20 protein-coding genes are annotated in these 23,381 nt (G+C 71.8%); 10 read left to right on the forward strand and 10 right to left on the reverse strand.

Going from position 1 to position 23,381, the window contains the following annotated elements; translation table 11 throughout:
* Positions 1-167: 167 nt before the first annotated feature.
* Both AB0C82_RS07330 and hydA read right to left on the reverse strand, forming a co-directional pair.
* Positions 168-1,169 carry a TIGR03842 family LLM class F420-dependent oxidoreductase gene (locus tag AB0C82_RS07330; protein WP_362837295.1) on the reverse strand — a complete coding sequence of 334 codons (1,002 nt, stop codon included), beginning with the start codon at positions 1,167-1,169 and terminating at the stop codon, positions 168-170.
* 544 nt (positions 1,170-1,713) lie between these two features.
* A complete protein-coding gene (gene hydA, locus AB0C82_RS07335) occupies positions 1,714-3,102 on the reverse strand; it encodes a dihydropyrimidinase (protein WP_362837297.1) in 1,389 nt (462 codons plus the stop codon).
* A gap of 303 nt (positions 3,103-3,405) precedes the next feature.
* Here hydA and AB0C82_RS07340 point away from each other — a divergent pair, with 303 nt between their 5' ends.
* Both AB0C82_RS07340 and AB0C82_RS07345 read left to right on the forward strand, forming a co-directional pair.
* Positions 3,406-3,699: a metalloregulator ArsR/SmtB family transcription factor gene (locus AB0C82_RS07340; RefSeq protein WP_362837299.1), complete on the forward strand. Its 294-nt coding sequence runs from the start codon at positions 3,406-3,408 to the stop codon at positions 3,697-3,699.
* Positions 3,696-4,082 (forward strand): VOC family protein, encoded by a 387-nt coding sequence (locus AB0C82_RS07345; RefSeq protein ID WP_362837301.1) that lies wholly within the window; start codon positions 3,696-3,698, stop codon positions 4,080-4,082. Before AB0C82_RS07340 ends, AB0C82_RS07345 begins: the two co-directional genes overlap by 4 nt.
* Before the next feature lie 54 nt (positions 4,083-4,136).
* On the opposite strand, the gene AB0C82_RS07350 is transcribed toward AB0C82_RS07345, so the two are convergent.
* Positions 4,137-5,420 (reverse strand): aspartate aminotransferase family protein, encoded by a 1,284-nt coding sequence (locus AB0C82_RS07350; RefSeq protein WP_362837303.1) that lies wholly within the window; start codon positions 5,418-5,420, stop codon positions 4,137-4,139.
* On the reverse strand, positions 5,417-6,259 hold the full coding sequence (locus tag AB0C82_RS07355; RefSeq protein ID WP_362837307.1) for a nitrilase-related carbon-nitrogen hydrolase: 843 nt from the start codon (positions 6,257-6,259) through the stop codon (positions 5,417-5,419). The genes AB0C82_RS07350 and AB0C82_RS07355 overlap by 4 nt, the downstream gene beginning before the upstream one ends.
* Before the next feature lie 477 nt (positions 6,260-6,736).
* Between AB0C82_RS07355 and AB0C82_RS07360 the strand changes: the two genes are divergently transcribed.
* Positions 6,737-9,031 carry a helix-turn-helix domain-containing protein gene (locus AB0C82_RS07360; RefSeq protein WP_362837309.1) on the forward strand — a complete coding sequence of 765 codons (2,295 nt, stop codon included), beginning with the start codon at positions 6,737-6,739 and terminating at the stop codon, positions 9,029-9,031.
* Positions 9,032-9,544: 513 nt separating this feature from the next.
* Complete coding sequence (locus tag AB0C82_RS07365; protein ID WP_362837311.1) at positions 9,545-10,546, forward strand: helix-turn-helix domain-containing protein; 1,002 nt, start codon at positions 9,545-9,547, stop codon at positions 10,544-10,546.
* Between the two features lie 32 nt (positions 10,547-10,578).
* Here the strand turns inward: AB0C82_RS07365 and AB0C82_RS07370 are convergent, their stop codons facing one another.
* A complete protein-coding gene (locus AB0C82_RS07370) occupies positions 10,579-10,920 on the reverse strand; it encodes a GNAT family N-acetyltransferase (RefSeq protein WP_362837313.1) in 342 nt (113 codons plus the stop codon).
* Positions 10,917-11,894, reverse strand: coding sequence for a pirin family protein (locus tag AB0C82_RS07375; protein ID WP_362837315.1), 978 nt, complete (start codon positions 11,892-11,894; stop codon positions 10,917-10,919). The genes AB0C82_RS07370 and AB0C82_RS07375 overlap by 4 nt, the downstream gene beginning before the upstream one ends.
* Before the next feature lie 129 nt (positions 11,895-12,023).
* Between AB0C82_RS07375 and AB0C82_RS07380 the strand changes: the two genes are divergently transcribed.
* Positions 12,024-12,503 (forward strand): carboxymuconolactone decarboxylase family protein, encoded by a 480-nt coding sequence (locus AB0C82_RS07380; RefSeq protein ID WP_362838360.1) that lies wholly within the window; start codon positions 12,024-12,026, stop codon positions 12,501-12,503.
* 41 nt (positions 12,504-12,544) lie between these two features.
* Here the strand turns inward: AB0C82_RS07380 and AB0C82_RS07385 are convergent, their stop codons facing one another.
* The 4 genes from AB0C82_RS07385 to AB0C82_RS07400 all read right to left on the reverse strand — a co-directional run bounded on the left by AB0C82_RS07385 (position 12,545) and on the right by AB0C82_RS07400 (position 16,520).
* A complete protein-coding gene (locus tag AB0C82_RS07385) occupies positions 12,545-13,213 on the reverse strand; it encodes a YoaK family protein (RefSeq protein ID WP_362838363.1) in 669 nt (222 codons plus the stop codon).
* Between the two features lie 68 nt (positions 13,214-13,281).
* A complete protein-coding gene (locus tag AB0C82_RS07390; RefSeq protein WP_362837317.1) occupies positions 13,282-13,788 on the reverse strand; it encodes a DoxX family protein in 507 nt (168 codons plus the stop codon).
* A gap of 65 nt (positions 13,789-13,853) precedes the next feature.
* Complete coding sequence (locus AB0C82_RS07395) at positions 13,854-14,516, reverse strand: hydrolase (RefSeq protein WP_362837319.1); 663 nt, start codon at positions 14,514-14,516, stop codon at positions 13,854-13,856.
* 123 nt (positions 14,517-14,639) lie between these two features.
* On the reverse strand, positions 14,640-16,520 hold the full coding sequence (locus AB0C82_RS07400) for an amidohydrolase (RefSeq protein ID WP_362838366.1): 1,881 nt from the start codon (positions 16,518-16,520) through the stop codon (positions 14,640-14,642).
* A 490-nt stretch (positions 16,521-17,010) separates the two neighbouring features.
* On the opposite strand from AB0C82_RS07400, the gene AB0C82_RS07405 reads away from it, so the two are divergent.
* From AB0C82_RS07405 to AB0C82_RS07425, 5 genes are all read left to right on the forward strand, one after another.
* Positions 17,011-17,994, forward strand: coding sequence for an alpha/beta hydrolase (locus AB0C82_RS07405; protein WP_362837321.1), 984 nt, complete (start codon positions 17,011-17,013; stop codon positions 17,992-17,994).
* A gap of 41 nt (positions 17,995-18,035) precedes the next feature.
* Entirely contained in the window at positions 18,036-18,758 is a 723-nt protein-coding gene (locus AB0C82_RS07410; RefSeq protein WP_362837323.1) for an alpha/beta hydrolase, read from the forward strand.
* A 146-nt stretch (positions 18,759-18,904) separates the two neighbouring features.
* On the forward strand, positions 18,905-19,483 hold the full coding sequence (locus tag AB0C82_RS07415) for a DNA starvation/stationary phase protection protein (RefSeq protein ID WP_362837325.1): 579 nt from the start codon (positions 18,905-18,907) through the stop codon (positions 19,481-19,483).
* A 204-nt stretch (positions 19,484-19,687) separates the two neighbouring features.
* The gene (locus AB0C82_RS07420) at positions 19,688-21,775 is read left to right on the forward strand and encodes a DUF4139 domain-containing protein (RefSeq protein WP_362838369.1); all 2,088 of its coding nucleotides are present in this window, start codon (positions 19,688-19,690) and stop codon (positions 21,773-21,775) included.
* An 8-nt stretch (positions 21,776-21,783) separates the two neighbouring features.
* Complete coding sequence (locus AB0C82_RS07425) at positions 21,784-23,346, forward strand: DUF4139 domain-containing protein (RefSeq protein ID WP_362837327.1); 1,563 nt, start codon at positions 21,784-21,786, stop codon at positions 23,344-23,346.
* Positions 23,347-23,381: the final 35 nt, after the last annotated feature.

Here is a 23,381-nt window from a genome sequence, read left to right on the forward strand (position 1 = left end):
ATGCGCGTATCGGCCCGGGGTTCGTCGGCCGGCGCGGTCGTGGGCTTCTCCGGCTTCGACGAGCCTGTGCCCACGGCCACGCCGTCCGAGGACGAGACAGGCGGTGCCACCACCCTGCCGGGGCGGACTCCCGCTCCGTTCGGAGGCGGTGCCCCGCCGCCGGACGCTCAGCCGGAGAGGGCGGGGATGATCTCGGAACCGTAGGCGTCGATGGTCGCCTCGCGCGCGTCGTGCATGTTGTACACGGCGAACTGGTCGACGCCCAGGTCCCGCAGGACCTGCAGCTTCTCGATGTGGGCCTCGGCCGGGCCGAGCAGGCAGAACCGGTCGACGATCTCGTCAGGCACGAAGGCGGTGTCCGGGTTACCCGTACGGCCGTGGTGGCTGTAGTCGTATCCGGACCGCCCGGCGATGTACTCCGTGAGCGCGTCGGGCACGAGGCCCGAGTGCTCGCCGTACCGCGCGACGAGGTCGGCCACGTGGTTGCCGACCATGCCGCCGAACCAGCGGCACTGCTCACGGGCGTGCGCCAGGTCGTCACTGACGTAGGCGGGCGCGGCCACGCAGATGGTGACGTCGTCCGGGTCCCGGCCGGCGTCGGCCGCCGACTGCCGAACCGCCTTGACCATCCACTCGGTGAGGTAGGGGTCGGCGAGCTGGAGGATGAACCCGTCGGCCTTGCTCCCTGCCAGGGCGAGCGCCTTGGGACCGTACGCGCCCATCCAGACCGGCAGCCGGCCGTCCTTGATCCAGGGGATGCGCACGGGCTGGCCGTCGACGGTCGCCTCCCGCCCCTCGGCGAGGTCCCGGATGGCGTCGATCGACTCGCCCAGGCGGGCCAGGGTGTTGGGTTTGCGGCCGGCGACCCGCATCGCCGAGTCGCCGCGGCCGATGCCGCACACCGTCCGGTTGCCGTACATCTCGTTGAGGGTGGCGAAGGTGGAGGCGGTGACCTCCCAGGTGCGGGTGGAGGGGTTGGTGACCATCGGTCCGACGATCAGCCGCTCGGTGTGTTCCAGGATGCGGCTGTAGATGACGAAGGGCTCCTGCCAGAGCACCGTCGAGTCGAAGGTCCAGCCGTAGCGGAAGCCGTTGCGTTCCGCGCGGCGCATGAGGCCGACGACGGCCGACGCCGGCGGGTCGGTCTGGAGGACGAGTCCGAAGTCCATGACAGGTGCTCCTAGTCCAGGGGATCCTCTGCGGGCACTGTCCGCGAGTGACGCACTCCGGCGGATCCTTCCTCACGAGACCGCGCGGGACCGTGTACGGCGATGCCTCGGAAACCGACTCGCGGGTGACCATCCTGGACCGCTTCTCCTGCCTGGGGAAGCCCCCGCGCCGGTCGACGGTCCGCCGCTGCGAGGTCGTCACCGAGGCGGCGGCGCCGGCCGGAGAAGAACGCGCGGGAGCCTGGCCTGCCGGCAGCGCCCACGGTGTGCGCCGACGCGGCCGTCGGCGGTGACTCGATGGCCCCGGGGCCGCGGCCCGCACCGCCCGCGCCCTGACGGACAACGCGTCCGCCGACGCGCGCCGAGACGGCCGGCCGCCCTCCGTCCTCGCGTCTCCACCGGGGTTCGCGGTGCCGCCCAGACTCGTGCCGGTGACCTCGGCCCGCCGCTCGGCACGCCAGGAACCGCCCGGTGGCACACTTCCGCGTCGTGCGGTCCCGCGTCGTACGGTCCCGCGTCGTACGGTCCCGGGCGCCACCTGCGCTCACAGGTACTGGCACAACCCCCTGGGCACGTAGGCCCCGTGACCCGCGCGGCCGACGTACGCGCCTCCCTCGATGACGGGGACGCCGCGCGACAGGACGGTCTCGACCCGGCCGGTGATCCGCCTGCCCTCGTACGCCGAGTAGTCGACGTTCATGTGGTGCGTCTCGGCGGACAGCACCTGCTGGGCCTCCGGGTCGTACACGACGATGTCCGCGTCGGCGCCCGGCGCGATCGTCCCCTTCCTCGGGTAGAGGCCGAACATCCGGGCCGGCGCGGCGCACGCGATCTCGATCCAGCGGCGGCGTGAGATGTGCCCGTCCACCACGGCCTGATGCAGCAGATCCATCCGGTGCTCCACGCCCGGCATACCGTTGGGGATCTTCGAGAAGTCGCCGACGCCCATGTCCTTCTGGCCCTTGAAGCAGAACGGGCAGTGGTCGGTGGAGACGACCTGGAGGTCGTTGGTCCGCAGCCCGCGCCACAGTGCCGCCTGGTGGTCCTTCGGCCGGAGCGGTGTCGAGCAGACGTACTTGGCGCCCTCGAAGTCCGGCTCGGCCAGGTTGTCGGTGGACAGGAAGAGGTACTGCGGGCAGGTCTCACCGAACACCGGCAGACCTTCGTCACGGGCCCGGGTCAACTCCGCCAGGGCTTCCCGGGCAGAGACGTGGACGACGTACACGGGAGCACCGGCGACCTGGCTCAGCCGGATGACGCGGTGGGTCGCCTCGGCTTCCAGGAGAGCCTTCCGGACCTCCCCGTGATAGCGGGGGTCGCGCTCTCCTCGTGCGAGGGCCTGCTCAACGAGGACGTCGATGGCGATGCCGTTCTCGGCGTGCATCATGACCAGCCCGCCGTTGCCGCTCGCCCGCTGCATGGCCCGGAGAATCTGGCCGTCGTCCGAGTAGAACACCCCGGGGTAGGCGGTGAAGAGCTTGAAGGAGGTCACGCCGGCCTCGATCAGCGTGTCCATCTGCTTGAGGGACGACTCGTTCACGTCGGACATGATCATGTGAAAGCCGTAGTCGATGGCACAGGTGCCGTCGGCCTTCGCGTGCCACGTGTCGAGGCCCTCCCGGAGGGAGCGCCCCTTCGACTGGATGGCGAAGTCGACGATCGTGGTGGTGCCGCCCCAGGCGGCCGCCCGGGTCCCCGTCTCGAACGTGTCGGAGGACGTGGTGCCGCCGAACGGCATCTCCATGTGGGTGTGGCCGTCGACCCCGCCCGGGATGACGTACTTCCCCCGCGCGTCGATGACCCGGTCAGCCGTCCATCCATGACTGTCCGGAGTGGCCAGAGCGACGACCCGGCTCTCTTCGACGAGCACGTCCACGTGGAGTTCGTCGGACGCGGTGATGACAAGACCACCGGTGATCAGAGTGCGTGTCACAGCTCAGCTCCATTCGCTTCGGATCAAGGATTTCGCCTCGCGGGAAGGGGTGGGGCATACGTGGTGAAGAACGTAGAAGTGGGTTACCCACTGTGGCAATACCGCGCCTGCCGGCCGATGAGGACGTTTCCGTTTCCCGTACGGCGTACCCCACCGGCCCAACCCGCCGCCCGGCACGGCGCCGGTGCGGCACCGGGGTCCGCCCCCGTGCGGCGGCGTGTACGTGCGGTGGCGTCCGGACGGGGGAACGCGGGGCGGTTCCTCACTTGATAGGCAAGTCGATGCTTGCCTATCATCGCGTTCATGGCGGAGGATGTCTTCAAGGCGCTGGCCGACCCCACCCGTCGGCACATCCTCGACGAGCTGGTGGAACGGGACGGCCAGACGCTGTTCGAGATCTGCGCCAGGCTGATGACGAAGCACGGCCTGGGCCTGTCCCGCCAGGCCGTCAGCCAGCATCTGGCCGTCCTGGAAGCAGCGGATCTGGTCCGCACGCGGCGCCAGGGCCGCTACAAGTTCCACGATCTGAACACCGCCCCCCTTGAGCGCATCATGACCCGATGGCTCAGGCCCGACGGACCGGAGAGCCCCCCATGAGAATCCACCTGAGCAGCGTCTTCGTCGACGACCAGGCCAAGGCCCTGAGCTTCTACACCGACACGCTGGGCTTCGTGAAGAAGCACGACGTCCCGGTGGGTACGGACCGGTGGCTGACGGTCGTCTCGCCGGAGGACCCCGACGGGACCGAACTCCTCCTCGAACCCTCCGGGCACCCCGCGGTTCAGCCGTACAAGAACGCTCTGGTCGAGGACGGCATCCCGGCCACGTCGTTCGCCGTGGACGACGTACCCGCCGAGTTCGCGCGGCTGCGGAAGCTCGGGGTGCGCTTCACCCAGGAGCCGCTGGAGATGGGGCCGATCACCACCGCGGTCCTGGACGACACGTGCGGGAACCTGATCCAGATCGTGCACAGCAAGTAGGGCCGCGGGACCGGCCGGGTCCGGGCCGCACCCGGCCGGGACCGGCAGCCCGGCCTACTCCACCGCGCGCAGGGCCTCGCCGAGGATCGCCGCCCCCTCCTCGGCCTCGGCGACCGTCAGGGACAGCGGCGGGGCGATCCGCAGCACGCTGGTGCTGTGCCCGCCGCCCTTGCCCAGCAGCAGTCCGCGTTCCCTCGCCGCTTCGAGGACGGCGGCCGCGGTCTCGGGGTTCGCCTCGTCGGTGCCCGGCTTCACCAGTTCGATGCCGATCATGAGGCCGCGGCCCCGCACCTCCCGTACGTGCGCGGAGCCCGCCACGACCGCCCGCAGCCGCTCGATGAGCAGTCCGCCTACGCGCCGGGCGTTGCCCGGGAGGTCGTGCTCCAGGAGGTACGAGAGGTTGGCGAGCCCGGCCGCCATCGTGACCGGCGAGCCGCCGAACGTCGAGATGGAGTTCGCGTCCAGGCTGTTCATGACCTCGGCGCGGGCGACGACTCCACCGATCGACATGCCGTTGCCGATCCCCTTGGCGAACGTGAGGATGTCCGGCGGCCCGTGCTCGGCGTGTGCCTGCCAGCCCCAGAAGTGGTCGCCCGTCCTCCCCCAGCCGGTCTGCACCTCGTCCGAGATCCAGAGGATGCCGTGCCGGTCGAGGACCTGACGGAACGCCGCGTACAGCCCGTCGGGCGGTGAGGTGAATCCGCCGACGCCCTGGATGGGTTCGGCGATCAGCGCGGCGGCGTCGCGGGTGTGCCCGAGCAGGTCCTCCAGATCGGCGACGCATGCCTTGACGAACCGGTCGTCGCTCAGCTCCGCGTACGGTCCGCGGGTGCGGACGCCACCGTGCACGTACAGGGTCTGCAGCGGCGAAAGGCTCGTGGGTGTCCAGGCCCGGTTGCCGGTGACGGAGACGGCCGAGAACGACCGCCCGTGGTAGCTGTTGCGCATCGCGAGAATCTGGTTGGACCTGCGGTAGGCCGTCGCGAGCAGCATCGCCGTGTCGTTGGCCTCGGTGCCCGACGTGGTGAAGAAGACCCGCGCGTCGGGGATACCGGAGAGGGCGGCGACACGCTCGGCGAGTTCCACCATCGGGCGGTTGAGGTAGAGCGTCGAGGAGTGGATGATCCGCCCGGCCTGCTCGGCGACCGCCTTGGTCACCTCGGGCAGCGCGTGCGCGGTCATCGTGGTGAGGATGCCGCCGAAGAAGTCGAGGTAGCGGTTGCCGTCCGCGTCCCAGACGTGCCGGCCCTCGCCGTGGGTGAGCTCCAGCGGGTCGCGGTAGTAGAGCGCCAGCCAGTCCGGGCTGACGGCGAGGTGGCGCTCGTGCAGCCCGGTCACGGCTCGACCAGCCCCTCGTACGCGTCGGGGCGGCGGTCCCGGAAGAACGCCCACTGCTTCCGTACCTCCTCGATCATCCCGAAGTCGAGGTCGCGGACGACGAGTTCCTCGTCCTTGTCGCTGGCGACGTCACCCACGAACTGGCCGCGCGGGTCGACGAAGTAGCTGGTGCCGTAGAAGTCGTTGTCGCCGTACTCCTCCTGGCCGACCCGGTTGATCGCGGCGACGAAGTACTCGTTGGCGACCGCCGACGCGGGCTGTTCGAGCTGCCAGAGGTGGCTGGAGAGTCCGCGTGAGGTCGCGGACGGGTTGTAGACCAGCTGAGCCCCGTTCAGGCCCAGTTGGCGCCAGCCCTCGGGGAAGTGGCGGTCGTAGCAGATGTAGACGCCGACCTTGCCGACGGCGGTGTCGAACACCGGCCAGCCGGCGTTCCCGGGCTTGAAGTAGTACTTCTCCCAGAATCCCTTGACCTGCGGGATGTGGTGCTTGCGGTACTTGCCGAGATACGTGCCGTCGGCGTCGATCACCGCGGCGGTGTTGTAGTAGAAGCCGGACTGCTCGATCTCGAAGACCGGCACGACCACCACCATGCCGGTCTCCCGGGCCAGGTCGCGCATCCGGCGGACGGTGGGCCCGTCCGGGACGGCCTCGGCCCAGCGGTAGTGCTCGGGTTCCTGCACCTGGCAGAAGTAGGGGGCGTTGAACACCTCCTGGAAGCCGATGATCTTCGCTCCCTGCCGGGCGGCCTCGCGCGCGTGCTCCTCGTGCTTGGCGATCATGGATTCGGTGTCGCCGGTCCAGGTCGCCTGGACGAGGGCGGCGCGTACGACGTGGGACATGAGCTGCTCCTTCGACGCGGCGTCAGAGAGCCTCTACGTGGTTTCTACGCCCGTAGACACAGTGCGTACGGGAGAACGTAAGCCCCGTCCCACAGCGGGGCAAGACCATCGCCGAGAACGGGCGGAGTCGATCATGTTTCGCACCCGAGCGGTCCACTCCTTACATGCAAGCGCACTCGACCGAACGAAGGGAACCGCGTACGTCACACCGGTACGCGCGTCGGAGAGCCTGCTCCCGGAGCCGTTCCGCCGGGCCTCCCGCACTACTTCCCGCGCGAGCCGGGTGTCGCGGAGACGCGCACGGCGACCGCTGGGCGGACCTCGACGACCGGCGCACCCCTCTGTCGGCGCACCCCATACCGGCGCACGACGGACGGGGCCTGACATGGCATGACGAAGGCAGCCCTTTCGTCCTACTAGAATTTCATCCGATCATGCCCGGAGGGCTGTGAAGGGGCATGACGATCAGGGGGCAGGGTGAGCGGCGAGTACGGGACGTTCGGGGCTGTGCTGCGCGCACTGCGGCTGACCGCGTCGCTGACCATCGAAGGTCTGGCGGAGGCGTCGGGCGTGAGTGTGCGCGGCATCGGCGATCTGGAACGGGGGCGGCGGGCAGCTCCGCAGCGGCGGACGGTGGCCGCCCTCGCGGACGGGCTCGGGCTCGGCGACGCGGACCGGGAACAGTTGCTGACGGTCGCCCGCGCCGGCCGCAGTGCGGGGTACAGCCCGGCGGGAGTACGGACCTTCCCGCGCGGGGTCGACGACTTCGTCGGCCGTGAGCACGAACTCGCCGGCCTGACCGAGCTCGCGGAACGGGCCGCCCGGCACCCGGCCGTCGGACCGGGGGGCCCGGAAGCAGGTGGCGCCCATCCGGTGGTGGTGGCCGTGTCCGGGCCGCCCGGCACCGGTAAGACCACGCTCGCCCTGCACGCGGCCCGGCAGCTGGCGGACCGCTTCCCCGACGGACAACTGGTACTCGACCTGCGGGGCATGGACGACGACCCGCCCGGCCCCGCCGAACTCATGCTCGCCGCGCTCAAGGCGTTTCAGGTGGCCGACCGCGACCTCGCCAAGGCCGGACCGCAGGGACATCCCGGGCTGTACCGGCGGCTCCTCGCGGACCGGCGCTGTCTGCTGGTGCTCGACAACGCCCGTGACGAGTCGCAGGTGCGGCCGCTCCTGCCGGGCGCCGGGGCCGGGATGGTCGTGGTGACCAGCCGCCGGATGCTCACCGGGCTGGAGAGCGTGCACCGACTCCCGCTGGGCGAGCTGGCCCCGGCGGAGGCCGCCGTGTTCCTGACGGCACTGGTGGGGGCTGAGCGGGCCGAGGCCGACCCGGCCTCCCTCGCCGAGGTCGCGCGGCGCTGCGGATACCTGCCCCTGGCGCTGCGGGTGGCGGGCAACTGGCTGGCCACCCGAACGGGCTGGCCCCTGCGGCGCCTCGCCGACCGCCTCTCCGTCGACGACCGGCGACTGGGCGCCCTGGCCGCCGGGGACGTGCGGGTGTCCGCCGCCTTCGAGCTGTCCTACCGTCAGCTCACCCCCGCTGCCGCCCGTCTGTTCCGGCGTCTGGCACTCGTCCCCGGCCCGAGCACCGGCGCCGCCGCGGCGGCCTGGCTGACCGGTCAGGAGCTGTTCGACGCCGAGGACACCCTGGACGAACTGGTCGAGGCCGGACTGCTGGGCGCGGAACGGGACCGCTACCGGCTCCACGACCTGCTGTGCCTGTTCGCCCGTGCCCGCCTGGAGGCCGAGGAGAGCGCCGAGGCCGTCGAGGAGGCCCGTGCGACGCTGTACCACTGGCTGCTGGAGACCACCGTTCTGGCCGGCCGCTGGTTCGAGCCCGATCACGGCGCGCCGCCGGACACCTGGCAGGGCATGGTCGACCTGTCCTCCGCGGACATGGCCGGTCAGTGGCTGAAGGCGGAGGGCACCAACTGGCTGACAGCCCTGCGCGCGGCCCGGGCAGCCGGCGAACACACCACGGTGGTGGAGGTGGCCGAGGCGCTGCACTGGTTCTCCGACCAGTGGATCTTCTGGGGGCACTGGCCCGAGATCTTCGACACCGCGGTCCGGTCGGCCCGGGCGCTGGGTGACCCGCTCCTCGAAGCGACGCAGCTCAACTACCACGCCTGGGCCCTGCTCCTGTGCGAGGGCCTCCCCCAGGACAGCATCGCCCGCGCCGGCGAGGCCCTGGGCGCCGCCCGGCGCGCGGGAGACGCCCAGCAGCAGGCGTGGGCCCACAACTACCGGGGCTGGGCCTTCGGCAAGGTCGAGGACTACGCGAGTGCCGACGAGGAGATCCGTCAGGCGGCTGCCCTGTTCGAAGCCGCGGGAGACCTGCACGGCAGTCTTCAGGCGCAGCACAACCACGTCATGAGCCTGATGGGTCAGGGCCGGCCCGAGGAGGCACTGTCCGCCTGCCGGCGTGTCTGCGCGTTCCTGGAGGACGCCGGCGACCGGATCGAACCGCACATCGCCGCCATCTGCCGCCTCGAAGCCCACTCCAACATGGGCATGACGTACGCCCAGTTGGAGAGGTGGGACGAGGCGGTCGCCCATCTGCGTACGGCCATCGAGATGTACCACGACGCCGGCAACACCGCCCTGGAGAGCCGCCGGCTGATCAGCCTGGGGGACGTCCTGCTCGCCGCGGGGCGTACGGCGGAAGCGCGCGAGGTCTTCGCACGCTGTGCCGCCCTGGGACCCGGCGCCGATCCGCAGGTCGTCGCCGACGCCCGGGAGCGCCTCGCACGCCCGGCCACGGTGTGACGGGCTCCGCGCGCCACCCGGCCCCGCACTCCCTGAACGGCTCCGCACTCCGCACTCCCTGAACGGCCCCGCACTCCGCCCTCCCTGTCGGTCCGGACCTGCTGAGGGCAGGGCCCGGAGCGCGTCGAGGGGTTGAGGCCCCGGCGCACCCGCGACCACGGTAGGCCGTCGCGGCGCCCGTCTCCTTTCTCTGCGCGCACGCTCTCTGTTCCGTGGGTGCACTTGTGCGGGTGCGCTACGGACGACCGCCAAGTGGCATCGGCTCGTGCCTGTTTCTGCCTGCTTTCTGCCTGGGAACCCGCCCGGCCCGCTGCTTGGCTGGTCAACGGCGGAGAACCGGGCCGCGACGCTGCTGCCCGGCTCCTGCCGCACGGACGCTGTCCGGTCGGCAGGACATCCGCGCAGGACCAGGCACCCGCCGTCGCTCATCCGGGCACCGGCAACCGCCTCGATCCCTCTGCGCTACGGATCCGAGGTCTCCGCCGGTGTCACGTGGACGAAGAGGAGTGGCAGATGAGCCGGGAATTGACGACTGCTTCGGTGCCCCAGGAGCAGCAGCTCGCCTACTGGCGGGAAGCGATGAGTACACAGCCGGTCCCGACGGCCGTCGCCCGGCCGGCCGGCGGCCCCTTCGCCGGCCGGATCACCACCCACCAAGTCGGCTTCCTCCACGTCTCCTCCGTCGAAGCGGACGCTCACCGCACCAGCAGGACGTCGGGGCACATAGGGCGCTCCCGGGAGTCGTTCGTGATGCTCGGCGTCCAGGTCTCCGGCACGGCCACCCTCGCGCAGGACGGCAGACGGGCCACGGTCGGCCCGGGCGGACTCATGGTGTACGACACGGCACGGCCGTACTTCCTGGACTACCCGGAGCGCTTCTCGACCCGGGTCGTGCGCCTGCCCCGGCGCTCGCTGGCCCTGCCCGACGACGACCTCCGCAGGATCACCGCGACGGCGATCGACACCACGCAGGGGTACGGCGCCGTCCTGACACCCTTCCTGTCCACGCTGGTCGCCTCCGCGCCGTCGTACTCCCCGGCCGCAGCCGGGCGGCTGGCCTCCGGCGTCGTCGACCTGTTCGCCACCCTGGTCGCCGAGCAGGCCGACGGCGCGGGGCCGGGACCGCAGGACTCCCGCGGCGCGCTGGTGGCGCGCATACGCGACCACATCGACGGCAACCTGGGCGACCCGGCGCTCTCGCCCGAGGCCATCGCGAAGGCTCACCACATCTCGGTGCGCTATCTGCACCGGCTCTTCCAGGACGAGGGCATCACCGTCGGCAGGCTGATGCTGCGGCGCCGGCTGGAGGAGTGCGCGCGCGAACTGGCGCGCGGAGGCCGGGTGGCACCGACGGTCTCGTCGGTGGCGCAGCGGTGGGGATTCGTCAACCCCGCTCATTTCAGCAGGGTGTTCCGCGGCTCCTACGGCATCTCCCCCCGCGAATGGCGAAGCCTGTCCGCCGGCGGAAGCCGCGACAGCCGGCAGCCGCTGGTCGCGCCGGAGCGAGCCCGGTGAAGCCGGCCCCGGCGCGTGCGCGTACGGCGGGCTCAGCTCGCCGGCACGGTGTCCAGCCACTGCAGGATCTCGGGGGTGACCGGATCGACGATGTCGGCGAACTCGTCATGCTTCTTGAGGAACTTCGCCACGTACGGGCAGACGGGCACGATCCGCTTCCCCGACGTACGTACGTCCGTCAGTGCCTGCTGGACGAGCACGGAGGCCAGGCCCTGTCCGGCGAAGGCGTCATCGACCTCGGTGTGGTAGAAGACGCGCTGGTCATCGCGGTCGCGGTAGGCCGTCAGACCTGCCACCGTGTCGTCGACCAGGATCTCGTAGCGGTGCTTGGGGTCCACTCGCCGGACGGTGGGAGTGGGAACGGGCTGCGTCATCGTGTGCCTTTCGGACGGGTCGGGTTTCTGCGCGGTGTGATGGTGGCGTTGGGCAGTGCGGGCGCGGGGATGCGGTATCCGTCGAAGCCGTCGACCTCACCGAAGCGGTCGGACGCGGCCTGCCAGGCCTCTCTGGCCTCGACGATGTCGTCGTGGCTGCGGCCCACGAAGTTCCACCACATGACGATCTGTTCCCCGAACGGCGGGCCGCCCAGCAGTACGAGCCGGGCACCGGCGTCCGTCTCGTTCGTCAGGGTCAGGGTGCTGCTTCCCGTGTCGCGGTATCCCAGCTCCGCGGCCTGGAGGAGCGTTCCGTCCATGCGGACGCCTCCGCTGTCGACGAGGAGGCCGTGCTCGAACTCCGGGTCCGTCGCAAGGGTCACGGACGCGCCCGGCCGCAGGAGGATCTCGGCGCCGAGCAGGGGGGTGAAGGTCGGCACCGGTGACACCTCTCCGGCGAGGCGCCCCAGGAACACCCGGATGTCGGCGCCGTCCACGTGCACCGAGCCCGGTGCGTAGTGCCTGAAGTCACGCTCCGCGTGCCGGTGTCGCTCCGGGAGCGCCACCCACAGCTGCACACCGTGGAGAATCGTGGTGCGCGGGGTCGACACCTCCGAGTGGCTGATGCCGTGCCCGCCCGTCATCAGGTTGAGCTCGCCCGGGCGCACCATCGCGTGGCTGCCCAGGCTGTCGCGGTGCTCGATCTCCCCGCTGAACAGCCAGCTCACGGTCTGCAGACCGGTGTGCGGGTGGGGAGCCACGTCCATGCCGCCCGTGGCCGCGACGTCGTCGGGACCGTAGTGGTCGACGAAGCACCAGGCCCCGATCAGGGTCCGGGCGCGCTGCGGCAGCGTCCGCCGCACCGTCATCGCGCGCAGGCCGCCCAACGGCACCTCCCGCGCGGAGACCACCTCGACCCGCGACACGGATGCGGCCGGATCCGACACCTCGGGCTCCACTTCGACGTCACTCATCGCGCTCCCCTCCCCCATATATGGTTTCATGTTCAACAATATTATCCATGGTAGGCCGTCACCCCGCGAAGTGCACGGCAGCACGAGTGCGGGACGGAACGTCCCGTGAAGGAGTCCGCGTTGAGCGACATGGCAGCAGGTCCGGCGGGAAAGCGCGTGTACCTCGACAAGCAGAGCCCCAAGGCCTATCACGCACTCGTCGGGGCGGCCGAGGAGGTCCGCACGGTCGCCGCCGACGCGGGCCTCGACCGCATTCTCGTGGAACTGATCAACATCCGCGTGTCGCAGATCAACGGCTGCGCCTACTGCCTCGGTCTGCACACCCGCGCGGCCCTGCGCGCGGGCGAGACGACCCAGCGCCTGGGCGTGCTGCCGGCCTGGCGTGACACCGAACTCTTCACGGCGCGGGAACGCGCGGCGCTCGCCCTGGCCGAGGCGACCACCGCACCGGCGGACGCCGCCCTCCAGGAGAGCGCCTACGCGGTGGCCCGGAACTCCCTCACCGACGACGAGATCTCCGCGGCCATCTGGGTGGCGATCACCATCAACGCCTTCAACCGGATCTCCATCATGAGCAAACATCCGGTGCGGGGGAACGCGGCACAGTGACCTCCGGCCGGGCACGGTCCCGGCCCGGCGCGGCCGACGGATCAGGGCAGCGGCTCGGTCCAGGGCGCGCCGGAACCCGAGAGGCGGTGCGCGACCACCGAGGTCACCACGAGCAGCACCAGTGCCGAGCCCAGTACGGCGGCGAGTTCGGCGTGCCGCAGCAGGACGGCTCCGACGAGGGCGCCGAGGAACATCGCCAGTACGGAGAGGAACCGCCGGCCCGGCCGCGGGGCCGCTCCTCCTGCCGAGGTGGAGTCTGCGGCGAGGCCCGTGAGCGTCAGGGTCAGCACCGTGGTGGTCAGGTCCGGGACTCCGAGGCGCCGCGCCACGGCGTTCTGGAGGCCCATGGCGAGGCCCAGGAGGACGATCAGGGTGTACTGGGTGCCGGTGCCCACCCTGCCGTGCGAGACCAGTGCGGCGACGACGGCCGCGGCGACGAGGACCGCCTGCAGCCCCGCGGCGACGGTCAGCAGCCGGCCACGGTGTGCGGCGAAGCGGGTGCCGAAGCGGCCTCCCGCCAGCGCGCCTGCGAGGAACGCGGCCATCGCGACGAGGGAGGCGGAGGCGGACAGCCCCTCGGCTCCCGCCAGCGCGAATCCGAGGAAGACCACGTTGCCGGTCATGTTGGCGACGAAGACGTGGCCGAGTGCCAGGTAGCTCACCGCGTCCACGAGTCCCGTCACCACCGTCAGCGTCAGCATGAGCGGCATGAGCGGGCCGTGCCTGTCCCCCTTGGGCGGGAACAGGGTGCCGACCACGTCGTTCACCAGCCTGTGCGTCACGCGTCGGTCCTTCCGGTGTGAAGGGGGCGGTGCAGCACCGCGCGGGTGAGCAGTCCGCTGCACGGTCCGAGGACGAGGGCCGCGAGGGAGACCCACAGGGGCCAGGAGGCCAGCCCGAGCGCGTGGTCGAGCGACCACCGGCCCGGGCCGGTGAGCGCCGCCGCCGCGGAGACGGCGACGAGGACCAGCGGATACTCGTACCCGTCATCCTGCACCCAGAGCCCCTTGCGCCACTTGACGGCGCTCGCCACCGTCATCACTCCCATGGCGGCCATGGCCGCCATGGGAGTGAGCAGACCGGCCGCCAGGAACAGACCGGCACCGATCTGGCTGCCGCCCGCCGCGAGCGCGGTCAGACGGCCTCCCCGGAAGCCGTCGCGCCGGAACTCCTCGGTTCCCCCCGCCAGGCCCTTGCCGCCCAGCCGGAAGCTGACCTTCTGCACGCCGTGTCCGGCGATGAGGAGCCCCGCCACGAGGCGGAGGACCAGTAGTCCCGTATCCATTCGTTCTGCCTGTTCCTGACGTTCGGTAGCTGCTCTGATGCTGGGGAAGGTGGGCCGGGAAGGGCTCAGCCGGCCGCGTGGGCGCCGAGGACGGCCTGCGCGTAGACGACCCCGAGGCCGTACGCGCCGGCGTGCTCCTTCACGACGTCCGTGACGGGGACGTACGTGTCCGTACGCGCCCAGTCCCGCTGGAACTCCAGCAGGACCTGCACCCAGGTCACCGGAACGGCGCCGCCCTGGACCATGCGCTGCACGGCGTGCTCGTGCGCCTGGGGGCTGACCCCGGCGGACGCGTCCGTGACGACGTAGACCTCGTAGCCCTGGGAGAGCGCCGAAAGGGTCGGGAGCACGACACAGACCTCGGTCCACAGCCCTGCGATGACGAGCTTCCTGCGCCCCGTCGCCTTGACCGCCTCGACGAAGGAGACGTCCTCCCAGGCGTTCATCGACGTGCGGTCGATGACCTCGTGCCCGGGGAAGACGGCGGCCAGCTGCGGCAGGATCGGCCCCGAGAAGGACTCGGCCGCCACGGTGCTCAGCACCACCGGCACGTCGAAGACCTTCGCCGCCTTCGCCAGGCCCACGGTGGAGTTGACGACGGCGCCGCGGTCTCCGCTCCCGGCGGCGAAGAACATCTGCGGCTGGTGGTCCACGAACAGCACAGCGCAGTTGTCGGGCGTCAGCAGGTCGGGGCTGGGGACCGCCGTGACGTCGGAGATGTCGACCATGGGAGTGCCTTTCTTGTGGGTGCGCGCGGGCGGGTGCCCGCAGCGGGACCGGCCGTCCCGGGGACGGCGGGTGGGGGTGGTGTCCCGGGAGGGCCGGCTCGTGGCCGGGGCCCTCCCGGGAGGTCAGAGTGCGAAGCAGGGGTCGAAGACCGTGCTCGCGGTGTGAGGGGTGAGGCCGCGCCGGGCGCGCCACTGACGGTGCTGTTCGGACTCCGCGACGGCCTGGCCGAGCAGTTCGGCCTGACGGGTGCCGGACAGGCCGGTGGGCGGTGTGGCCTGGTAGCCCCCGAAGTGCGCCACCGGGCTCCAGGCCGGGCTGACGGGCGGCAGTTCCTCGTCGATGCCCTCGTACTCGCCCGTGGCGTACACGATCCGGCCACCGACGACCGTCAGCAGGGCCTCGATGTGGGCGATGTCGGGTTCGGGGACGGTGAAGTAGTCCTCGGACAGGACCGCGAAGTCGCCGAAGAAGCCGGGGCGCAGGACTCCCTTGACGTCCTCCTCGCCCGTCAGCCTGGCGCCCGCTTCGGTGAACATGGCGAGCGCGGTGCTCCGGTCGACGCGGTTGTGCGGCGGGCGGACGACCAGGTCACCGACGGTCCTGCCGGTGATCAGCCAGTGCAGGGCGACCCACGGGTTGTACGTGGACACCCGGGTGGCGTCCGTTCCCGCGCCGACGGTCAGTCCGCGTCGCAGCATGGCGCCGATCGGAGGGGCGTCCGCCGCCGCGCCGGGGCCGTACCGGCGCAGGAACGCCTCCCCCTGGAAGGACAGCCTGTTCTGCACGGACAGGGCGCCGCCGAGCGCGGCGATGCGGTCGAGGCTGTCCGCGGAGACGGTCTCCGCGTGGTCGAACAACCACCTTTTCCCTGACGGGAAGAGTCCCTCGGCGGCCAGTTTCTCGAATACGGCGAGATCGCGTCGGATGGTCTCGTCGTACGTCGCGTGGAGCCGGAATCCCCATCCGTTCTCCATGAGAAGGCGTACCGCCTTCTCGAATTCCACCTCGTAGCCTTCGGGATGGGCAGGACGCGGCTGGGCGAAATTCTCGAAATCGGCTGCCGCCCAGGTGAGATTCTCGCCCGCCCCGTTGAGGCGCAGCCAGGAGTCACCGTCCTGCGGCCGGACCATCTCGATCCACCGGGACAGGTCGGCTATTTCCTGGCCCGCGGTCTGCGGGAACAGGTGATAGGCGATGCGCAACGAGAGCTGCCCGGCTTCGGCGAGCTCGACGACGGTGCTGTAGTTGTCGGGGAAGTTCTGGAATCCGCCGGCCGCGTCGATGGCCGAGGTAAGACCGAATCGGTTCAGTTCCCGCAGGAAGTGCCTTGTGGAGGTCTTCCTGTCCTCCCCTTCCAGGACAGGCGCCTTGGCCAGGGTCGAGTACAGGATCAGGGCGCTGGGCGCGGCCAGCAACATGCCGGTCGGCTCTCCGTCCCTGCCCCGCACGATCTGGCCCCCCTTGGGATCGGGGGTTTCCCTGGTGTACCCGGCGGCCTTGAGCGCCGCCCGGTTGAGTACCGCCGACTGGTACAGGTGCAGGACGAACACCGGGGTGTCCGGAGCAGCGGCGTTCAGCTCGGCGACGGTCGGCAGCCGGCGTTCGGCGAACTGCTCGGCCGACCATCCCCCGACCACCCGTACCCACTGGCCCTTCGGGGTGCGGGCCGCCTGGTCCCGCAGCATCGCCAGGCCCTGCCGCAGCGTGGACACGCCGTCCCAGCGCAGTTCCAGGACGTAGTTGAGGCCGCCCCGGATCACGTGGAGGTGGGAGTCGTTGAGGCCGGGGACCATCCGCCGGCCGATTGCGTCCACCACCTTCGTGGCGGGTCCGATGTACGGGGCGACGTCGCTGTCGTCGCCGACGGCCGTGATGACTCCGGCCGTGACGGCGAGCGCCTCGGCCTGCGGCCGGTGCGGGTCGCCCGTGTGGATCTTCGCGTTGCGGACGACCAGGTCCGCGGCGTCGTCGGTGGCATGGGGCACCAGCCCGCCGACGGGCATCGTTGACACCTTCGACAACCTCCTACGGATTGAGACAGCGTCGAGTGCGCTGCATTGCGATCGCGGCCGGGCAGGGGAGCGAATTCCATGGCGGGCCCGACGAGCGGCTGCGAAGCCCGGCGGGTGAATTCCCGTGCGCCGCGTGATCCGTGGACTTCCACGGTGACCGTCTCCAGGAATTACGCCCCGGGGCCCGTACGGGCCGACAGGCCGACGTATAGCCGCCCGTCGGCCCCGTGGCCCTCGCTGCCCCACCACGTTATGCGGCTCCGTGGCGCAGGTGTGTGCCCGGAGTGCACTGCGTCGGTGCCGACAGTGCACCGGGAATTGTCACTGCGCTGTGAGTCCAGAGTCCGTGCGCTGACGGGCAATTCACCGCACCGCCGCTCCTTTAGCGTGCGAAGTGGCTCATCTCCGTGTGCGGTTGTACGAGCACCCGGGGATGAATCGCCGGCAGGACCGGCGCGCCAACGAAACAGAGGAGTGTCTGATGTCGGATGTAGTGGAGCCCCCGCGACCGGTGCTGGAGCCGGCGGCGGCGGCGTTCGCCGAGGCGACGGCCAATCCCCCGTTCCTGTTCGACCTGCCGCCCGCCGAGGGGCGCAAGGCGGTGGACGAGGTGCAGTCGGGTGAAGTGGCCATGCCGGCCGTCGACGAGGAGTGGATCACCGTCTCCGGCGGTCCGACGGGCAGTGTCCGTGCCCGTGTCGTGCGCCCCGCCGGTGCGGTCGGAACCCTTCCCGTGATCCTGTACATCCACGGCGCCGGCTGGGTGTTCGGCAACGCCCACACCCATGACCGACTGGTGCGTGAACTCGCCGTCGGGGCCGGAGCCGCGGTGGTCTTTCCCGAGTACGAGCTCTCCCCGGAGGCCCGCTACCCGGTCGCCATCGAGCAGAACTACGCCGTGGCCCGCTGGATCGTCGACCAGGGCGCCGGTCACGGCCTGGACCCGTCGCGCATCGCGGTGGCCGGCGACTCGGTCGGCGGCAACATGGCCGCCGCCCTGACCCTCATGGCCAAGGAGCGCGGCGGCCTCCCGCTGCTGGCACAGGTGTTGTTCTACCCGGTCACGGACGCCGCCTTCGACACGTCCTCGTACCACCAGTTCGCCACCGGCTACTTCCTGCGCCGCGACGGCATGCAGTGGTTCTGGGACCAGTACACCACCGACGAGGAAGAGCGCGCGCAGATCACCGCGTCTCCCCTGCGGGCCACCACCGAACAGCTCACCGGACTGCCGCCCGCCCTCGTCGTCACCGGCGAGGCCGACGTCCTGCGCGACGAGGGCGAGGCGTACGCCAACAAGCTCCGCCAGGCCGGTGTCCCCGTGACCGCCGTCCGCTTCCAGGGCGTCATCCACGACTTCGTCATGCTCAACGCCCTGCGCGGCACCCACGCCGCCGACGCCGCGATCAACCTCGCCGTCACCACGCTGCGCACCGCCCTCGGCGCCGCCCCTGACGCCCGCTGACACGGCACTCCGCCCGACAACTCCCCAAGGAGCACCCACACATGCCCACCGAGCCCACCCCCACCGTCGTCCTCGTGCACGGCGCCTTCGCCGACGCCGGCAGCTGGTCCGGCGTCATCACGGAGCTGCGCGACCACGGCGTGTCCGTGGTCGCCCCGCCGAACCCGCTGCGCGGCCTGGCGTCGGACGCCGCGTACATCGCTTCCGTCGCCGCGCAGATCGACGGTCCCGTCATCCTGGTCGGCCACTCGTACGGCGGCGCCCTGATCACGGTCGCCGGCGCCACCGACAACGTCGTCGGTCTCGTCTACATAGCCGCCTACGTCCTGGAACAGGGCGAGAGCCTCGGCGAGCTGCAGGGCCGCTTCGCCCTCTCGCCGCTCGTCGAGAACCTCAGGCAGGCGACGTACCCGGTCGAGGGCGCCGAGCCCTCGGTGGAGGTCACCATCACCCCGGAGGCGTTCCCGGAGATCTTCGCCGCGGATGTCGCCGCCGAGACCACCGCGGTACTCGCCCTGACCCAACGCCCGCTGGCAGCAGCCGCGTTCGAGGAGACCGCCTCGGCCGCCGCCTGGAGGACGAAGCCCGCGTGGGCCCTCGTCGCCGGAGCCGACCGTGCCATCAACCCCGAGGTCGAGCGCTTCGGTGCCGAGCGGGCCGGAGCGACCGTCGTCGAGCTCGACGGTGCTTCGCACGCCGTGGCCGTCTCCCGGCCGAAGGCCGTCGCCGGCCTCATCCTGGACGCCGTGCGCGCGACCAGCTGACTGAACGGCCCGGCAGGCCGCGCGGAGCCCTGAGGGCACCCGCGCGGTCTGCGGCCGTCACGACATCACGTCCACCCGGCACGGCGGTGCGACCCCGCCGTGGACGCACACGGGCACACCCGGCACTGCACCACAGGAGGAACATCATGACCAGCGACCCGACGTCCGGGAACGGCAGTCAGCCCTGGCTGCACCAGAAGGGTGAGGTGATCCAGGAGTTCGGCACCGTCAAGCAGTTCCCGGTCGGCCTGTCCTACGAAGCACGCATGTACTCCTGCCAGCGGCTGAACAAGGTGCTGGCGGACACGCAGATCCTGTACGGCCTCTACAAGAAGCACCACTGGCTGATGCGTGGCGCGACCTTCTACCAGCTGCACCTGGTCCTGGACCAGCACGCGGGAGAGCAGCTCGAACTCGTCGACACCCTCGCGGAGCGCGTCCAGTCCCTGGGCGGCGTCGCGCTCGGGGACCCCCGCCACGTCGCCGAGATCACGTCGATTCCGCGTCCCCCGGACGGCGTCGAACAGGTACCGGCGATGCTGTCCCGCCTCCTGGAGGCCCACGAGGCCATTCTCGTCGACGCCCACGACTGGGCGGCCCGCGCGGCCGGGCTGGGCGACGACGGCACCAACGACCTGTTGGTCTCCCAGGTGATCAGGACGGGCGAACGCCAGGCGTGGTTCCTGGCGGAACACCTGGTCGACACCCCGCTCGTCCGTGTCTGAGAACTCGGCACAGGGAGCACCTGTACGAGCCTGAACCCCGCACCGTACCGCTGCCCGGGCCACCACACGGGCCCGGGCGGCGGGGCTGCCGTCAGCGGGACGGCGCCCGTCGGGCACCGGTACGCGCCTGCCCGTGCGGCCGGGGCCCGCTTCGCGGCTGACGCGCGGAGCGGCCCGGGCTAGTCTTCCTCCAGCATGAGCGCGATGGGGGCGGAGCACGTGACGGGTGAGTCGGCACAGCGGTGGGCTTCGGCCCTCGATTCGGTCGTCGTGTACGCGCAGGGCGCGCTCTGCCGACGGCTGGCCCGTGGCAGCGTCCCACCCGACGGCCGGGTCCGGGTGACGGGACTGCCCCGTTCGCTGGACACGGGCTCGTTGCGCGCCCGGGTCGTCACAGGCTCCGGTGTCCGGGTCACCGAGGCCCGGGTGGAGGTCGAGGCCGAGCCACCGGCCACGGGCCCGTCCGACGAACTGCGGCGCGAGGTCGAGCGGCTGAGCGACGCCTACGCGGCCGCGCAGGAACGCCGGGAGCGCCAGCTGCGCCTGATCGAGGAGGCCAGGTCGCTCCACCCGGCCCCACCTGCCCGCAAGCGCGAGGATCCGCACCGCCGGACTCCGGTCGACGCGTGGCTGGAGCTGGCCGGCTTCGTGGACGAGCGGCTGGCGGGACTGCACAGCCACCTCGTCGAACTGGAGGAGGCGCTGCGCGCCGTCGAGCACGAGTTCACCGTCGCCGCCGACCGGCTTGCCCGCGCCTCCACAGACGCGCCGTCGGCGCATGTGGAGACCAGCGTCTGTGTGCGGCTGACCCTGGACGGCTCGGGTGAGGCGGAGGTGGAGCTGGAGTACGGGGTGCCGGGCGCCGTCTGGGTGCCCTCGTACCGCCTCACCTGCCGTCAGGGCGACGGCAGCGGCCGTCTGGTGCTGCGCGCCTCGGTGGCCCAGAGGACGGGCGAGGACTGGACCGGCGTACGCATCGCCCTGGCCACCGCCGATCTTCGGCGCCGGACCGATCTGCCGAGCCTCCGCTCCCTCCGGATCGGCCGCAGCCAGCCCGCCCCCGCGCCCTCCGGCTGGCGCGAGCCCCCGCCCGGGCTCGCCGGCCTGTTCTCCGGCTACGACACGGCAGGCCCTGGGACGGCCGCGTACCCGGCCGCCCGGACCGGCGCCGCCGCGGCCGTTGCCGCGGCCGTCGCCGGGGGCCCCGGGTCGGCTCCCCTTCCGCCACCGTTGGCGGCCCCACAGAGCTTCGGCGGTCCACCGGCCGCGATCCCGGCGCCGGGCAGCGCGCAGCCGGGCGGGGCGCGACCGCGTGGCGCGCCGCGTACCGGCGGTCCCTCCGCGGGTGCTCCCGCCGCGATGGCTCCCGCCGCCCCCGGCCACCCCTCGCCGCCGCCCCCTCCCGCGCCGTCGGCCGGTCCCCCGCAGCCCGGGGGCGCGCCGCCGGTGCCCGGTCCGCCGCAGCCCAGCGGCGCCGAGCTCGATTACGCCGCCCTCGTCCTGAGCGGCCCCGAGGAGCACGGCGAACGCAGGGGCCGGCTGTTTCCCGGCTCGCCCTTCGACCCGGTGGGTGCGGAGCACCGCCGCCGCGCCGAAGCCGTGTCCACGCTTCCGCTGCCCGGACAGGCCGTCCGGCCCCGGGAGTCGGCAGGTTCCTTCGACCACCGCTTCGACGCCACCGCCCGTACCGACGTTCCGTCGGACGGCACCTGGCACACCGTCACCGTCGGCGAGGTCCCTGTCGGCCTGCGTACCGAGTACCTGTGCGTGCCGTCCGTGGACCAGACCGTGTACGCGACGCTGGTGCTCTCCAACGCCACCGGCCAGGCACTGCTGGCGGGTCCGGTGGAGGTCACCGTCGACGACGACTTCCTGCTCACCGCCGCACTCCCCACGCTGGCGCCCGGCGGCGTCCGCCGGGTGGGGCTCGGGCCGGCCGAGGGCATCCGGGTCACCCGCCGTACCCACCTGCGGGAGTCGACCTCCGGCCTGCGCAACCAGACCACCGTGCTCGACCACCGCGTCCACGTGGAGCTGTCCAACCAGCTCGGGAGGACCGTGACCGTGGAGATCCGCGAACGGGTTCCCGTCACCTCGGATCCGGAGGTCCGGATCGAGGAACGGGCCGACTGGACGGCCCCCGCGGACGTCGCGGGACCCGACCGGTACGCGCCGGGCACCCGCATCTGGCGTGCGGACCTGCCCGCCGCCTCCACCGCCGCCTTCGACGGCGGCTACGAAATCCGCATCCCGGCCGGCAAAGCCCTGGTCGGCGGCAACCGCAGGAGCTGACACACGCCATGCCCGGGGTCCCGAAGCCGATCGCCCTCCCCGTCACCGCCGTCACCTGTCTGGAGGACCGCGCCCATGTCGAGCGCACCGTCGTCCTCGACCTGGCAGCCGGGGTCCACCGGCTGCGTCTCGGGCCGGTCAGCGCTCTGGCCGTGGACCACACGCTCCATGCCGAACTGACCGCCGATCACCCCGCCGCCGTGCTCGACGCGCGGATCGTTCGCAGCTGGACGCCCCGCGGGCCGCTGGTGTCCACGGACGAGGACTCCGCCCTGCGCCTCCGGGTGCGCACCATCGAAGAGGAGCAGCTGACCCTGGGGCAGCGGCGCGACCGGCTGCTCACCCGCGTCGACCTGCTCGGCCGGATCGCCGGCGACCTGCTGCGGGACATCCGTGAGGGGGCCGGCTCCGGGGAGACGGAACCGGGCCGCTGGGCCCGCGAACTCGACCGGGTGGACGCCGAGCGCGAAGAGCAGGGGGAACAACTGCGCCTCGTGGAAGCCCGACTGTCCGCCCTGGCGGTCGAACTCCACGCGCAGCAGCGGGCGATGGACCTCTCCGAGGACCAGCCCGCCGAGCTGGTCGGCCACGTCGAGCTGACCGTGGAGTCGGCGGCCGACGGGCCTGCCGGGCTGCGCCTGAGCCACCTCACGCCGTGTGCGCTGTGGCGGCCCGCCTACCGGGCGGTGCTCGACGGGGACTCCCTGACGCTGGAGACCGACGCGGTGGTCTGGCAGCGCACCGGCGAGGACTGGTCGGACGTGCGGCTGACGTTGTCCACGGCCCGCTCGGCGCTTGCCACCGATCCGCCACTGCTGAACGAGGACCGGCTGGCGCTCAGGGACCGCTCCGCGGCGGAGCGCCGCACGGTCGACGTCGAGGTGCGCGAGGAGAAGATCGGGAACCTCGGACCGGCCCCGGTGCTCGGGCTGCCGGGGGTCGACGACGGTGGCGAGGCCCGGGTGCTGCGAGCCCCGGGGCCGGCCTCCGTACGCGGCAACGGCCGGGCCCACCGCGTACCGCTCTCCGCCTTCACCACGTCCTCGCGCGGCGAGTACGCGGGATCGCCCGAGTTGTCCCCGTTGGTCACCCGCATGGTGCGGTTCGACAACCTGTCGGGCCACGCGCTGCTCGCCGGCCCCGTCGACCTGATCCGCGGCAGCGGATTCGGCGGACGGGCCACCCTGGACTTCGCCGCCCCCGGTGCCCCGGTCGAGCTGGGCTTCGGCAGCTGCGACGACTTCCGCGTGGTCCGGCACACCGAGGAGACCCGCGACACCACCGGGCTCAGCCAGCGGACCGTCGTCACCCGTACCGTCCGGCTGCACGTGTCCCGGTTCTCCGCCCCCGCGGAGCAGGGCGAGCAGGTGGTCGTCCTGCGGGAGCGGATCCCCGTCTCCGAGGTCTCGGCGGTCGAGGTGCGCCTGCGCGCGGACGCGTGCTCACCGGCACCCGACGTGGTCGACGCCGACGGCATCGCCCGCTGGGACGTCACCCTCGCGCCCGGTGGCCGCCGCACGGTCACCCTCGTCTACGAGGTGTCGGCGAGCGCCAAGGTCACCGGACTCTGAGGTCGGGGCCGGGCCGCGACGGCGAACTCGGTCCG

The sequence above is a fragment of the Streptomyces sp. NPDC048560 genome, from assembly GCF_040650955.1.
In the GTDB taxonomy this organism is placed as follows: domain Bacteria; phylum Actinomycetota; class Actinomycetes; order Streptomycetales; family Streptomycetaceae; genus Streptomyces.

Coding starts and splice junctions, on each gene's coding strand:
- AB0C82_RS07415 (WP_362837325.1), top strand. CDS start 18,905: ATGACCAGCGACCCGACGTCCGGGAACGGCAGTCAGCCCTGGCTGCAC.
- AB0C82_RS07405 (WP_362837321.1), top strand. CDS start 17,011: ATGTCGGATGTAGTGGAGCCCCCGCGACCGGTGCTGGAGCCGGCGGCG.
- AB0C82_RS07400 (WP_362838366.1), bottom strand. CDS start 16,520: ATGCCCGTCGGCGGGCTGGTGCCCCATGCCACCGACGACGCCGCGGAC.
- AB0C82_RS07410 (WP_362837323.1), top strand. CDS start 18,036: ATGCCCACCGAGCCCACCCCCACCGTCGTCCTCGTGCACGGCGCCTTC.
- AB0C82_RS07385 (WP_362838363.1), bottom strand. CDS start 13,213: ATGCCGCTCATGCTGACGCTGACGGTGGTGACGGGACTCGTGGACGCG.
- AB0C82_RS07380 (WP_362838360.1), top strand. CDS start 12,024: ATGGCAGCAGGTCCGGCGGGAAAGCGCGTGTACCTCGACAAGCAGAGC.
- AB0C82_RS07370 (WP_362837313.1), bottom strand. CDS start 10,920: ATGACGCAGCCCGTTCCCACTCCCACCGTCCGGCGAGTGGACCCCAAG.
- AB0C82_RS07425 (WP_362837327.1), top strand. CDS start 21,784: ATGCCCGGGGTCCCGAAGCCGATCGCCCTCCCCGTCACCGCCGTCACC.
- AB0C82_RS07395 (WP_362837319.1), bottom strand. CDS start 14,516: ATGGTCGACATCTCCGACGTCACGGCGGTCCCCAGCCCCGACCTGCTG.
- AB0C82_RS07330 (WP_362837295.1), bottom strand. CDS start 1,169: ATGGACTTCGGACTCGTCCTCCAGACCGACCCGCCGGCGTCGGCCGTC.
- AB0C82_RS07345 (WP_362837301.1), top strand. CDS start 3,696: ATGAGAATCCACCTGAGCAGCGTCTTCGTCGACGACCAGGCCAAGGCC.
- AB0C82_RS07340 (WP_362837299.1), top strand. CDS start 3,406: ATGGCGGAGGATGTCTTCAAGGCGCTGGCCGACCCCACCCGTCGGCAC.
- AB0C82_RS07375 (WP_362837315.1), bottom strand. CDS start 11,894: ATGAGTGACGTCGAAGTGGAGCCCGAGGTGTCGGATCCGGCCGCATCC.
- AB0C82_RS07355 (WP_362837307.1), bottom strand. CDS start 6,259: ATGTCCCACGTCGTACGCGCCGCCCTCGTCCAGGCGACCTGGACCGGC.
- AB0C82_RS07390 (WP_362837317.1), bottom strand. CDS start 13,788: ATGGATACGGGACTACTGGTCCTCCGCCTCGTGGCGGGGCTCCTCATC.
- AB0C82_RS07365 (WP_362837311.1), top strand. CDS start 9,545: ATGAGCCGGGAATTGACGACTGCTTCGGTGCCCCAGGAGCAGCAGCTC.
- AB0C82_RS07420 (WP_362838369.1), top strand. CDS start 19,688: ATGGGGGCGGAGCACGTGACGGGTGAGTCGGCACAGCGGTGGGCTTCG.